Source organism: Paraburkholderia sediminicola (assembly GCF_046027355.1).
GTDB classification, from domain to species: Bacteria; Pseudomonadota; Gammaproteobacteria; order Burkholderiales; family Burkholderiaceae; genus Paraburkholderia; species Paraburkholderia sediminicola_B.
In genome coordinates this window covers 43,646-57,040 of record NZ_JAQQEK010000005.1, presented here as the reverse complement: position 1 = coordinate 57,040, position 13,395 = coordinate 43,646, and the positions used below count along the sequence as shown (strand labels likewise).

Genomic DNA, 13,395 nt, shown 5'->3' with positions numbered 1-13,395 from the left:
CGTCATAGGGACAACAACCGGCGCAATGGATGCGCGGGTTCCGGATCGGCCAAGGCGCAGCCTTGAGGCTTCGTGCCATGAAACCACGCGCTCCGCACACATCACGGTCACCCAGACCGCATACACGAGGTCAACATGCATTCGAGCTATCCAAACATCACCGGCTTGGGCCTCGTGCCCACCGTGATCGAACAGTCCGGCCGCGGCGAGCGCGCCTACGACATCTATTCGCGCTTGCTGCGCGAACGCATCGTGTTTCTGGTCGGGCCCGTGAACGAGCAATCGGCCAGTGTGATTGTCGCGCAGTTGCTGTTTCTGGAATCCGAGAATCCCGACAAGGATATTTCTTTTTACATCAATTCGCCGGGCGGTTCGGTGTACGACGGCCTCGCGATCTACGACACCATGCAATTCATCAAACCGGAGGTATCGACCTTGTGCACCGGCTTCGCCGCGAGCATGGGCACCTTTCTGCTGACAGCCGGTCAGCGCGGCAAACGGTACGCGCTGCCGAACGCGCGCATCATGATTCACCAGCCGTCGGGCGGCAGCCAAGGCACGGCGGCGGATGTCGAAATTCAGGCGAAGGAAGTGCTCTATCTGCGAGAGCGCCTGAATGCCATAACGGCCGAGCGCACCGGGCGCAGCATCGAGGAAATCGCCCGCGATACCGACCGCGACAACTTCATGTCAGCACAGGCCGCGAAGACGTACGGTCTCGTCGATGAGGTGCTGGAAACACGTGCGGCGCTGAATGTCGCGCCGTATCACCAGGATAGGTAGCACGGTGGCCTGCGTGGTCGATCCACCGCGAACCAACACCGAAGGGCTGTGACCCTGAAACTGTTCAGGCACAGCGTCGACGAGCCTGCAAAGCCTTGGAGGACGTCACAAAAAGCGCGCGCCGTCGCGGGTTCGCGCCGCCCGCATCGGTGCGCCCGGAACACAAAAGCTGATCACCTCCGCTGGAATCGCTATCATGGTCGCGATTCGTCGAATTCGACGATCGCTTCAATGGAGATACACATGGCGTCATCCAACGAAACCGTCAGCATGGCGCTATTCTGCGACTTCGAAAACGTCGCGCTCGGCGTGCGCGACGCGAAGTACGACAAGTTCGATATCAAGCTGGTGCTCGAACGTCTGCTGCTCAAGGGCAGCATCGTCGTGAAGAAAGCGTATTGCGACTGGGACCGCTACAAGAGTTTCAAAGGCGCGATGCACGAAGCCAATTTCGAATTGATCGAAATCCCGCACGTGCGCCAATCGGGCAAGAATTCCGCCGACATCCGGCTCGTGGTCGACGCGCTCGACCTCTGCTACACGAAATCGCACGTCAATACGTTCGTGATTATCAGCGGCGACTCGGATTTTTCACCGCTGGTGTCGAAGCTGCGTGAGAACGCCAAGCAGGTGATCGGCGTCGGCGTGCAGCAATCCACGTCCGATCTGCTGATCGCGAACTGCGACGAGTTCTTCTTTTACGACGACCTGGTGCGGGAGAGTCAGCGCACGGTCGCCAAGCGCGAGTCGTCGCGCCCGCAACAGTCCGCTCAGCCGGCGGCCAAACGCGCGCCCGACGAGGAGAAGACGCGCAACAAGGAAGACCTCGAAAAGCGCCGCACCAAGGCGGTCGAGATCGCGGTGCAAACGTTCGACGCGCTCGCGTCCGAACGCGGCGACAGCGGCAAGATCTGGGCGTCGGTGCTGAAGAACGCGATCAAGCGCCGCAAGCCGGATTTCAACGAGACGTACTACGGCTTTCGCGCTTTCGGCAATCTGCTCGAGGAAGCGCATGCTCGCGGGCTGCTCGAGTTCGGCCGCGACGAGAAGTCAGGCGCGTATGTGTATCGAAGCACGGCCGCGAATGTGGCCGGCGACAACACGGGCGAAGCTGTCGAAGTCGTGGAGTCGGCGGAACAATTGTATGAGGCGCAGGTCGCCGAAACGGTGATCGCCGAGTCGGGCGGCAAACACGAGTCGCGCCGTCGAGGACGAGGCAATCGCAAAGCAGGACGCGGCCAACAGGAGACCGTTCACGAAGGGCGTACGACCGTCGAGCAGGGCGGCGGCGCGCAGGCTCAAACGGACGACCTGCGCGCGCAAGCGCCGGAAAATGCCGAGTTCGTTTTTGAAGTGCCGCAAGCGCCTTTCGCGGAGCCTGAAACCGCGATCGCTGAAGAATCCGGTGGCTCGGAGAACCCAGCGGAAGCAGACGAACGAGATACGAGCGGCAAGCAGCCCAAGCGCCGCAGCGAACGCGCGCCGCGCAAGACGGCTGCAAAGCGAGCAAAGAAAGCTGCGCCGCGAAGCATCGATGACATTCCGGAAATCGCAGCGCCTGCTGAACCGCCGGTCGCGTCCGCCACAGCGGAAGAAGCGCCCGCGCCGGCAAAAAAGGCCGCACGCAAAACTGCGCCGCGCAGTCGCCGTCCGCGTAAGACGGCCGCGACGAGCGACGCGGAGTGAGCGTGATATCTGGCGTGATGTGTAGCGGTGCCGATGTGGCTGCCGCTGCACCAGCCCAGCGGCAAACAGAAAACCATCGCTCCCAAAGCGCGAAATAAGCGTCTGGTCCGGCGCGATGCGAGCGTCGCACTACAACCCGCAAGCCAAACAGAAAGCCCTTGCTCCCAAGAAGGAGCAAGGGCTTTTTCATACCGCGATCCGGATAACCTGCAAGCCAACCACCGGCACCCACACGAGCACACTCACCGACAGCCGCCCCCCACCCAACGCGAAACCATCCCTCTTCCGCTCACAACAACCCAAACACCGCCACGCCATTAGTCGCGCCGACATACACCTTGCCGCGCGCGATCATCGGCGTGATGAATTTGTTGCCCGCACCCCATTGATCGCGCGTGCCGACCTGGTTGCTGTTGTACAACTCGACGGCGAGATTGCCCGCGTTGTACGCATGCAAAGCGCCGGTCGTGCCGTTTTCCGCCGCCCAGACAATGCCGTTACTCGCGCCGTTCGCCGACACGGCCGGCGTCGCGCCCGGATACGGGAAAGTGGTCGGACTCCTCGACGCCGCGGTGGTCGCAAGGAACGCCCCCGAGACCGGCAACGCCTTCAGGTTGTCGTTCAGCCCGCCGTAATAGACCACGCCGTTGTAGTAAGCCGGCGATCCCCAGATGCCACCCGCCAGCGTGCCGATCAACTCCTGCCAGATGTTGTTGGCCGTCGGATTGAATTTGCCCATCGAGTCGCGATCGACGACGTAGATGTGGTTGTCCTTGCCTGCCGCCACGGCGAGATGCTTGACGACGCCGCCTGCCGTGGTCTGATCTGGCAACACCATGGCGCCGCCCGAGCCAAAATCGTTGTCGGTGGCCGCTTGCGTGACCACGTCTGACATCGCGAAGTAATCGGTGACCTGCAGGGAGCCCAAGGAGAGCTTCATCATCGAGTCGCCGAAGTCGCCGTCGGCGGGAAAGCCCGCCGCATTCAGCGTGGTGCCGAACGTGCCGTTGCCGTCCACGACATAGAGCGACGTGCCGTCCGACGCCATACCCGAGCCGGCCATCCAGATCGAGCCCTGGCTGCCGTTCGGTGTGATGTTGAGCACGCTGGTCTGTTTCAGCGTGTCGGCGCTATAGGCCATCATCCAACCGGTGTACGAGCCCGACATGCAGTGCGCGGTCCAACCCATGTAGATGTTGCCGCCGACCAGCGTGAGCGCCGCGCGCTCCGTATGCAGCGACGGGTTGAACGTAATCACGCCGTTGACGCTGCCCGCGCCGTTGCCCGGATAAGTGGCCGCGATTTCCGTCGGACCGCCGAGCACTTCCGCGCCGGTCGCCAGATCGAGCGCATGCAGCCGGTGATGGTAGCCGCCGCCACTATCTTTCGTCATCGCCACGGCATACAGCACGCCATTCGTGCCGCGACTGCGATCGATGACTGGCGTCGACGTAATGCCGATCTCCGGGGTGATGTCCTGGCATCCACGGTCGTCGCTGGGCGTTTCACCGCTGCCGATCAGCGAGACTTTCCACAGCTGCGCGAAAGAGGAGGCGTCGTAGGCGTAGACGCTGTCGTGTTCGGTGACCACGTACACCACGTCGTGCGCCGTGCCGCCGATCGACAGGCTGGTGACGAAGAGCGGCTGTCCATCGACCTTGCCGTCCGCGGCAAGAAACGCGACCTTGCCGAAGCTTGCCGAGTTGACGTTGGCCGGCGTGAGCGTGGTTTCGGCGAGCATCTGACCGGTGCGGCCGAGATCGTTGTGATGCATGAGAACGTCGGTGGCGTAGGCCGTCACCGCTGCCGGTGTGTTGCCCGAGCCGGTCGAGCCGCTGCCGGTACTGCCGGTGCCCGAACCCGTACCGCTGCTCCCCGTGCTACCCGAACCAGAATCCGAGCCGCTGCCGCTCGCAGAGCCAGACGCCACACCGGACGTGCCGCCTGAACCACCGCCACCGCACGAGGCGAAACAGGAGGCGACGGCGATCAGCGCTACGACCGTGCCCCGACGGGTCCATGCGCCGAGCCCGGATGTCTCAGCGCCAGCTTGCGAGATTCGCATTTTCGCCTCGTCTCTTGAACGACGCGACGGTCAGCTCCGCACAACGAACGGTGCGCGCCGTGACTCACGTCGCGTGCCGTAAGAGAAGAGTCCGCCACGCGCGTCTCCCGCTCGCTGAATACATTCATCGCCCTTACGGCTGATTAACCGTACGCTGTTTGCAAAGGCGTTTATCGCCATCCTGTCGCCTCTCTCCGCCATACGAGGCAATACATGACGGCGACGGGATCCATTGGATGCGGACGCTCGACGGAATTCGATCAGTAGTACGGATAGGGCGCATACATTACCGGCGGCGGCCCGTAATAACGGGGCGGCGGAGCAACATATACCGGTTGCGGCGCGTACACCGGCTGCGGTGCATAGACCCGCATCTGCGGTTGCGAAATCGTATTGCCCTTGGATGTCATGCACTGCGCGTACGCCGCGTCGTACTGCGCCTGGAGGCTGCCAGCCGCATACTGTGTACCGTTCGCGCCGGCCGCGCCGCCGACCAGCAAGCCGCTGCCGGCACCGATGGCCGCACCCGCGCCGGGATTGCCTGCCGCTGCGCCAATGAGCGCACCGACAGCGGCACCGCCTAGCGTGCCGATCGCCGCGCTATTGACGCCGTTCGCGGTTGCGGCCTGCGAGGCGCCGGTCGCGTTGGTCGAGCGATATGCGTAGTCGCGGCAGCTGTAGTCGTCCTGCTGGAACTGATTGAGCGGCTCGCCGCTGCGCGGCAGCGCGACGATGGAAGGACCGCTCGGCGGCACCACCGCGCAACCGCCGAGGAGCGCCAGTGCGACCGCAGCCACAGGCAGTGCGACGCGTATCGATTTAGGACTTGAGATCATGGTGGCGCACGTTTCTTCATAGGGAAAACATACGTTAGGCTAATTTGCGAGCGCTTTGTTTACGAGATAGTTACCGTATTTTTTCCGCCCGCATCTGGACGCGCCGTCGGCAGGCTGAATGCGAATTGGAAGCCGGCGTGCCGTTACCAACTGTGACAAAGATTCATGCGCCACGCCGTGTCAAAAGCAATCCTATGCATCTCGGGCGCGAGACCCGTCGATACCCCTCGACGCACTGACGCGCGACAGCAAGCCACGCCAGAAAAAAGAAAAGCCCTCACATTCGAGGGCTTTCTTTCCTGCAATCGCTACGGAGTTTGATGATCAACGCCGCGACCGGATCACCCAGCCAGCAGCGCCGCACTCAAACTCACTGGCTGTCTCGTGACAATAAAGTGTGGAACATAACGCAATAAAGTTCGGAAAATCAACGCCTCCCGGCTGCACCGTTCGCGCGCAAAACCGGCGCCCGCTATATCAAATTCGATAACATGACCGCGTCGGCCATAGTTCCGAGCGCATATTCCAGCGCTGGTCCGACCGGGAAAAGTCAGCCGAAATGACCATGAAAGGCCAATTCTTGACTTTATTGTCGGATGCCCTCACCCATGGCAAATAGTCCCAACTACCGCACGAGATAAAATGCTACCGGCGTCTCGCAGCAGCCGCGCTGTCGACATTTTTTGTAATTCCATGTGTGACCAGCTTAGGCCAACCAGCGCAAATTTTTCCGCGGCCGGAACCCAAGGGATTCATCATGTTGTTGTTTCTTGATACCGAGTACACAGGCTTCGGGCAAGTTCCACCGCGGCTGATAAGCCTGGGAATCGTTGCCGAAGACGCTAGCCGTGAGTTTTATGTTGAACTGGCGGACACGTGGCGTATGGAACATTGCTCGGACTTTGTTAAAAGAGAAGTTTTGCCATTACTCGCGGGGAAGTCTCTCACGTTCCCGCATAGTCGAGTTCGACTGCGCGAGTGGTTTCTCACTGTTCCACGTGCCGTCCGAATCGCGTGCGACTCGGGCACAGATTTTCGGTTCCTACTTGATTTGCTGGGCGATCCGCTTCCGGAAAACTTGGCGACCACTTATTTTGACTTGCGACCGTTAATTGACACTGCGGTCTACGATCGGACAGTGTCGAACTACTATCGACAAGACCATCGCGTCCACCACGCTCTTGTCGACGCGCGGGCCTACCGCAAAGGTTGGCTAGCGTGGATGGATGCACGCAAATCGAGAGGAAAAGACACCGGCACGCGAGCCGGTGTTTCGATAACAGGCAAACTCTGACAGGCCACTAGGTGGGTTGAGAGAGGCAATATTAGACCCGACAGTTTGAGGAGACAAAGCGCGTAACGCCGCTTTGGATTGTCGAAGGTCGTCGGCCGGTCAACGCGTGTTTTGCGAACGCCCGGTGGTTCGAAGCGCCGACCGATGCAATTGCGCCCTCTCCGTGTTGACGCCCGCAAGCCGACCGAAGAAGCAGCGGATGGCCGGACTCGGAAGTCCGATGAGAGGCAGTGGTCGACTCTATCCCGCCGTCCGGTCCCGGGTGTCTCCGGTCGCTGCTTCCGGCAGTTTAACGACCATGTCCCTATTTCGCTCGATCGCAGCATTTAGGAACGCCAGGCGGGAGGTTCGACGACGGTCGATTGGCAGGCACTCATCATAGTCGACGACGCGCGGGCGACGCCGCAGGACAAAATCCCGCGCTAACGCCGCGACGCGCTGATCGCGCGCGCATGCGGCGCGATCAGCGATTGCATCGTGTGCCAGGTTAGCCGTGGCCGAGCCGGCCGTCACGCACCCGCCAGAGATCGAGCGGGTTGTCGTCTTGCAGCGCGAGCGGCAGCAGTTCCGCAGGTAGATCCTGATAGCAAACCGGCCGCAGAAAACGCTCGATCGCCATCGCGCCGACCGATGTCGTGCGCGGATCGGACGTCGCTGGGAACGGCCCGCCATGCACCATCGCATGCGACACCTCGACGCCGGTCGGATAGCCGTTCGCGAGAATCCGTCCCGCCTTGCGCTCGAGCGTCGGCAGCAGGCGTCGCGCGAGCGCAACGTCGTCCCCCTCGACGTGCAGCGTCACCGTGAGCTGCCCTTCGACGTGCTCCGCGAGCGCGATCATCTCGTCGACGTTCTTGCAGGTCACGATCAGCGACGTCGGCCCGAAGATTTCGTCCTCGAGTTGCGGGGCCGACACGAACGCTTGCTGCGTCGTCGCGAACAACGCCGGGCACGCGGCGCTTTTCGCGTCCGTGTCGGCGCCGCGCGCGAGCGCACGCACGTCCGCGCCCGCCGCACGCTCGGCGATGCCGCTCGCATACGCGGCCGCCATGCCGGCGGTCAGCATCGTCTGCGCGCCCTTCTGCCCGAGCGCCTGCGCGGCCGCATCGACAAACGCCTGCGTATCTGGCCCGTCGAGCACGACAACGAGCCCCGGATTCGTGCAGAACTGCCCGACGCCGAGCGTCAGCGAATCGACGAACCCGCGCGCGACCTCCGCACCGCGCTTCGCGAGCGCGCCCGGCAGCACGAAGAACGGATTGATGCTGCTCATCTCCGCATACACCGGAATCGGCTCGCGACGCTTCGCGGCGATGTCCATCAGCGCGAGGCCGCCGCCGCGCGAGCCGGTGAAGCCGACCGCCTTGATCGCCGGATGAGCGACGAGCACCTCGCCGATCGCGTTGCCCGCGCCGATCACGAGCGAGAACGTGCCTTCCGGCAGCCCGCACGCGCGCACCGCCTGCTGGATCGCGCGCCCGACGAGCTCCGACGTGCCGAGATGCGCGGGATGCGCCTTCACGACGACTGGGCACCCGGCTGCGAACGCGGACGCGGTATCGCCGCCCGCGACCGAGAACGCAAGCGGGAAATTGCTCGCGCCGAACACCGCGACCGGCCCGACCGGAATCTTCTGCAGGCGCAGATCCGCGCGCGGCAGCGGCTTACGCTCAGGCTGCGCGGGATCGATCGTCGCGGCGAGCCAGCGCCCGTCGCGTATATGCGACGCAAAGAGCCGCAATTGCCCGACCGTCCGCCCGCGCTCGCCTTCGAGCCGCGCGACCGGCAGCGCCGATTCCTGATGCGCGCGCTCGATCAGCGCGTCGCCGAGCGCGAGAATGTTCTCGGCGATCGTCTCGAGAAAGCGCGCGCGCGTTTCGAACGGCGCCGCCCGGAACACATCGAACGCCGCGTGCGCGAGCCGGCACGCGCGATCGACGTCGTCCGCGCTGCTCGCGCCGAACGGCGGCTCGAGCGCCGTGCCGTGCGCCGGGTCGAACGCGAACATCGTCCCTTCCGCGCCGCGTACCGACGCGCCGCCAATCAACATCTCTCCGGTGATCTGCATCATCGTCCTGTCTGTGTGTCCAGTTTGCGAGGTTCGTCGAGATCGATCCGGTAGATCCGGATCGCGTTGTCATGCCAGATCGCGCGGCGTGCCGCGTCGCTCAGCTGCCGGTCCCCCATCGCGGCCGCGAACGTCCGCACCAGCGTCGGATACGCGATCCGCAATCCGGCGACCGGGAAGTTGCTCGCGAACATGCAGCGTTCGGCGCCGAAGATCGCGACCGCGTCGCCGATGATCCGGCGATTCTCCGCGTCGTTCCATGCGGCGTCGCGCAGCCCGAATTCGGACAGCTTCACCGACACCCGCGGCTGTTCGGCGAGCGCCTCCATCCCGCGCCGCCAGCGCGCGAGGCCTGTGTCCGAACGGTCCCACGGCAGCCCCGCGTGTTCGAGCACGACGTCGACGGCCGGCGCATCAGCGAGCCGCGCGGCCGTTTCGTCGAGATGCCAGAACGGCACGCGTAGATCCCAGCGCAGCTCATGCGCGGCGAGCCGTTCGAGCGCGCGCGGCCAGCGCGGGTCGCTCAACGTGCCAGGGCCGTCGACCGTGGCGTCCGGCGTCGCCGACGTGTGCGGCTTGAAGCGCACGCCGCGCACGAGCGGATACGCGGCCTGCTCGGCGAGGCGTTCGTCGGCATCGTCGGCGAGCAGGTCGACCCACGCGACGACGGCCGACGGAATCGGATGACGCGCCACGATGTCATGCAGCCAGCGCGTTTCCGCGAGCGCGTCGTCGCGCAGGCACTCCGCCTCGACGTGCACGCTCGCGACGACCGGCGCGCCGCCGGCCGCACGCCGGAATTCGTCGACGCCGAAGTCGTTGCACAGGTCCGCGTAGTCGCCGAGGATGAAGTGCTCGGGATCGTACGCGTCCTGCAGCCATGGATAGCGGATGTCGCCGTTCAGGCGCCACAAGTGATGGTGCGCGTCGACGATCGCATCGGGCAGCGCGAGCGCCACGTCGTCCGCGCGCGGATCAGCGGCCGCCCGCGAGCACATAGGATGCGTCCGGCTCGCGCAGCGTTGGCATCTCGTCGACGAAGCACCAGGTAGTCAGGTCGAGCTCGCGCACGTGATCATCCTGGAACGATACGTAGGCGGCGGGCCGCGACGGATGGAACGACAGCGCGGTCGGATTCGCCGGCAGCGCGATGCGCTCGACTTCCTCGAGCCGCTCCGCGTCGAACACCGAGATCGACCGTTCGCCCGAATTCGTCAGCAGCAGCAGATCGCGGCCGTCGGCCGAGCTCGTCCGGTAGATGCGGTTCGGATCGTTGCGCGTCTTCACGCGGCGGCCGCAGGTCATCGTCGCGGTGTCGATCGCGACGAGCGTGTCGTCGCCGCGGTTCGCGACGAACAGCGTCTTCTCGTCGCTCGACAGCGCGTTGCCTTCGGGGCGCGGCCCCGGCATCACCGCGCGCGGCGTCACCGTCGCGTCGCGCGGATCGAACTGCGTGACCGTGTTCGACAGCAGATGCACGCCGTACGCGCGGCTCGCGTCGCGCGTCAGCGTGACGAGGTGCGTCTTCACGCCGCCAGACGGCACCGCCAGGTTCGGCACCGTCTGCTCGCGCGGACGATCGAACACGAGCAGCATGTCGTTCGCCTCGCTCATCGCGTACAGGCGCCCGTCGTCGTCGCTTGCCATCCCGTGCGGCCGGTAGTACGGCCACAGGTCGAGCATCCGCGTGAGCTTGCGCTCGTGCAGATCGATCTCGGCGATCCGGTGATCGCCGTCCTGGCCGCGCGTCCATGCGGTTTCGATCCCGAAGATGCCGACGTACGCGAAGCGGCGCTCCGCGTCGACGGTGAACTCGTGCGGGAAGTTCGGCAGCACGATGTGCTTGAGCGCCGCCTTCGTCTCGAGATCGTAGAAGCTGAAGGTATGGGCGCATTTCTGCACCAGCAGCAGGATGTCGTTCATTGTGAATCTCCGTCCTTCGAGGTTTCGCTGCGGCACGCATGTCGTGCGGCAGCGAGTGTGGGTTCGTTGCGTTCGCAACCGTCAGCCGGTTTCTCAGTCCTCGCAGCGCTTCGGCAGCGTCAGCGCGAGCAGGCCGGCCACCGCGAGCGTAACCGCAAGGCTGTACACGCCGGCCGCCGAGTTCACGTGCTGGGTCAGCACACCGACCGCGTACGGGCCGCAGAAGCCGCCGAGGTTGCCGAGCGCGTTAATCAGGCCGCGCGCACTGCCGGCGGTCTCAGGGCTGCAGAGCTTCGGCGGAATCGCCCAGAACACGCCGGCCGCCGCCTGCAGGAAGAAGCCGCAGCCGATCAGGAACGCGAACGACACGAGCATCGTCTCGTGCGTCAGCACTGACAGCGCGAGGCATGCGGCGAAGCCGACGAGCGGCAGCAGCACGAACAGGCGGCGCTTGCCGGTCCGGTCGGACAGATACGACGTCACGAACATGCCGACTACCATCGCGATGTAAGGCAGCATCGCGAGCAGGCCGATCTTGCCCATCCCGGTGTGCGTGAGGTTCTTCAGCAGCGTCGGCAACCACATCGTGTAGCCGTAGATGCCAACCTGGTAGCAGAAGTTGATCGCGATCAGCAGCCAGATCGTCGGGTTGCCCATCATCGCGCCGAACGACGCCGCGGTCGGCTTGCCCGACGCGCGCTTGCGCTCCTGCTCTTCGCGCAACGCGTCGAGAATGTACGCCTTCTCGCGCGGCGACACCCAGCGCGCGGTCTCGGGGCCGTCGTCGGCGAACAGCATCCAGACGATCAGGAACAGCAGCGACAGCACGCCCGTACTGAAGAACAGGTGGCGCCAGTCGTACGCAGCGAGAATGTAGCCGGACAGCGGCGCGGTGATCATCCCGGCGAGCGGCACGAACATGATGACCATCGCGTTCGCGCGCCCGCGTTCGCGATCGGGGAACCAGTTGCTGACCATCGTCAGCACGACGGGCAGCATCCCGCCTTCGGCGACGCCGAGCAGGAAGCGCAGCGTCAGCAACTCCCACGTATGTGTGACGAGGCCGGTCAGCCCCGACAGCGCGGCCCAGCTGATGAGCGACCACGCAATGAATTTCTTGCCGCTGCCGAGCGCCGCGCGCTTGCCGCCGGGAATCTGGAGGAACAAGTAGCCGAAGAAGAAGATCCCGCCGGCTAGACCGGCCATCGTCGCGTCCATGCCGAGATCGGCGTTCATCCCGCCCGGCATCGCGAACGCGATGTTCACGCGATCCATGTAAGAGATGATGCACGCGAGCAGCAGCGGCGGAATCACGCGCAGCCAGCGGCGGCGTGGAATGGCTTCGCCGGCGTCGTAAGCCGGGTTGGCCGGGGTCAGCACAGTCATGGTGTCTCCAGTTTTTGGTAGTTGGCAGCGGCGGACTTCTGATGGCCCGCCTGTCACGCCGTGACGAACCGGCACGGAGCCGGCCGCCGGCGCGGACGCCTGCCCGTCCGCGCGGCAAACGGACCTCAGCGGCGCCAGCGCAGCATGATCACTCCACGATCTCGAACTGGTCGAGGAACTCGGTCTTCAGCGTGAGGCCGAGGCCCGGCACGTCGTCGCGCAGCTGTAGGTAACCGTTCTCGGCGACCGGCTCGCCGTCGAAGATGTAATAGAACAACTCGTTGCCGACCTCGACGTCGAACATCGGGAAGTACTCGCTCATCGGAGACGCGAGCGTGCTCATCGTCAGGTGATAGTTGTGCATCTGGCCCGCATGCGGGATCACCGGCACGCTGTATGCCTCACACAGCGCGTTGATCTTGTGCGCCATCGTAATGCCGCCGACGCGGTTCGTGTCGTACTGGACCACCGACACCGCCTTGCGGTCGAGCAGCTGCTTGAAGCCGTACAGCGTGAACTCGTGCTCGCCGCCCGAGATCGGGATGCTCGTCAGCTGGTTCAGCTCCGCGTAGCCGTCGATGTCGTCGGCGATCACCGGCTCTTCCAGCCAGCGCGGCTGATACTTCTCGAGCTTCGGCAGAATCCGCTTCGCGTACTCGAGGTTCCAGCCCATGTAGCACTCGAGCATCAGGTCGTTGTCGTAGCCGATCACTTCACGGACCGCGGCGACCGACTTCAGGTTCTCGACGACGCCCTGCTGCCCGTGAGCGGGCCCGTAGCCGAACCGCATCTTGAACGCCCGGAAGCCCTGGTCGAGGAATTTCTGCGCCTCGGCCTGCATTTCCTTCAGGTCGGTGCGATAGAGCTTCGAGTAGTAGCACGGAATCTTCTCCTTCGTTCGGCCGCCGAGCAGCTTGAAGACCGGCTTGCCAACGCTCTTGCCGAGGACGTCCCAGATCGCGATGTCGACGCCCGAGATCGCGGCCATCCCGATCCCCTTGCGGCCCCATGCGTGCGTCGCGCGGTACATCCGCTGGTTAAGGTATTCGTAGTCCCACGGGTCCTGGCCGATCACGAGCGGCGCGAGGTACTGGTCGATGATCGCCTTCGCAACCTGCGGTGCGAGCGCGACGTTGCCGTAGCCGACGATCCCGTCGTCGGTCTCGACTTCGACGACCGTCCACGAATGGAAGCGGAATGTGCTCATCGTTTCCTGCGGCGCGTACAGCAGGTCCATCGCGTTCGCGCAGAAATTGCCCTGCGGCGGCACGGTCTTGCCCTTCCATTGGAATACGCGGGCGCGTACGGACTTGATCTTCATTACGGTGTCTCCTGAGATTCGATGTGTTTCGAT

General features: G+C 64.2%; 10 protein-coding genes. 3 read left to right on the top strand and 7 right to left on the bottom strand.

Annotation, left to right across the window (positions count from 1 at the left end):
* Window positions 1-135 precede the first annotated feature (135 nt).
* Both clpP and PQR42_RS10440 read left to right on the top strand, forming a co-directional pair.
* The gene (gene clpP, locus PQR42_RS10445; protein ID WP_408213826.1) at window positions 136-783 is read left to right on the top strand and encodes an ATP-dependent Clp endopeptidase proteolytic subunit ClpP; all 648 of its coding nucleotides are present in this window, start codon (window positions 136-138) and stop codon (window positions 781-783) included.
* A gap of 243 nt (window positions 784-1,026) precedes the next feature.
* Window positions 1,027-2,469, top strand: coding sequence for an NYN domain-containing protein (locus tag PQR42_RS10440; RefSeq protein WP_408391441.1), 1,443 nt, complete (start codon window positions 1,027-1,029; stop codon window positions 2,467-2,469).
* Between the two features lie 289 nt (window positions 2,470-2,758).
* Here the strand turns inward: PQR42_RS10440 and PQR42_RS10435 are convergent, their stop codons facing one another.
* Together PQR42_RS10435 and PQR42_RS10430 are read right to left on the bottom strand one after the other, a co-directional pair.
* Window positions 2,759-4,534, bottom strand: coding sequence for a PQQ-binding-like beta-propeller repeat protein (locus tag PQR42_RS10435; RefSeq protein WP_408391439.1), 1,776 nt, complete (start codon window positions 4,532-4,534; stop codon window positions 2,759-2,761).
* Between the two features lie 260 nt (window positions 4,535-4,794).
* Window positions 4,795-5,370, bottom strand: a complete 576-nt coding sequence (locus PQR42_RS10430) for a glycine zipper family protein (protein WP_408213818.1) — start codon at window positions 5,368-5,370, stop codon at window positions 4,795-4,797.
* A gap of 757 nt (window positions 5,371-6,127) precedes the next feature.
* Here PQR42_RS10430 and PQR42_RS10425 point away from each other — a divergent pair.
* Window positions 6,128-6,664 carry a hypothetical protein gene (locus PQR42_RS10425; protein WP_408391436.1) on the top strand — a complete coding sequence of 179 codons (537 nt, stop codon included), beginning with the start codon at window positions 6,128-6,130 and terminating at the stop codon, window positions 6,662-6,664.
* A 487-nt stretch (window positions 6,665-7,151) separates the two neighbouring features.
* Here the strand turns inward: PQR42_RS10425 and PQR42_RS10420 are convergent, their stop codons facing one another.
* From PQR42_RS10420 to PQR42_RS10400, 5 genes are all read right to left on the bottom strand, one after another.
* Window positions 7,152-8,732, bottom strand: coding sequence for an aldehyde dehydrogenase (NADP(+)) (locus PQR42_RS10420; RefSeq protein WP_408391457.1), 1,581 nt, complete (start codon window positions 8,730-8,732; stop codon window positions 7,152-7,154).
* Window positions 8,732-9,730 (bottom strand): amidohydrolase family protein, encoded by a 999-nt coding sequence (locus tag PQR42_RS10415; RefSeq protein ID WP_408391433.1) that lies wholly within the window; start codon window positions 9,728-9,730, stop codon window positions 8,732-8,734. Before PQR42_RS10415 ends, PQR42_RS10420 begins: the two co-directional genes overlap by 1 nt.
* Entirely contained in the window at window positions 9,708-10,655 is a 948-nt protein-coding gene (locus tag PQR42_RS10410; RefSeq protein WP_408391431.1) for a YncE family protein, read from the bottom strand. The genes PQR42_RS10415 and PQR42_RS10410 overlap by 23 nt, the downstream gene beginning before the upstream one ends.
* Window positions 10,656-10,748: 93 nt before the next feature.
* Window positions 10,749-12,041 carry an MFS transporter gene (locus tag PQR42_RS10405; protein WP_408213807.1) on the bottom strand — a complete coding sequence of 431 codons (1,293 nt, stop codon included), beginning with the start codon at window positions 12,039-12,041 and terminating at the stop codon, window positions 10,749-10,751.
* A gap of 148 nt (window positions 12,042-12,189) precedes the next feature.
* A complete protein-coding gene (locus tag PQR42_RS10400; protein WP_408213805.1) occupies window positions 12,190-13,362 on the bottom strand; it encodes an L-rhamnonate dehydratase in 1,173 nt (390 codons plus the stop codon).
* Window positions 13,363-13,395 lie beyond the last annotated feature (33 nt).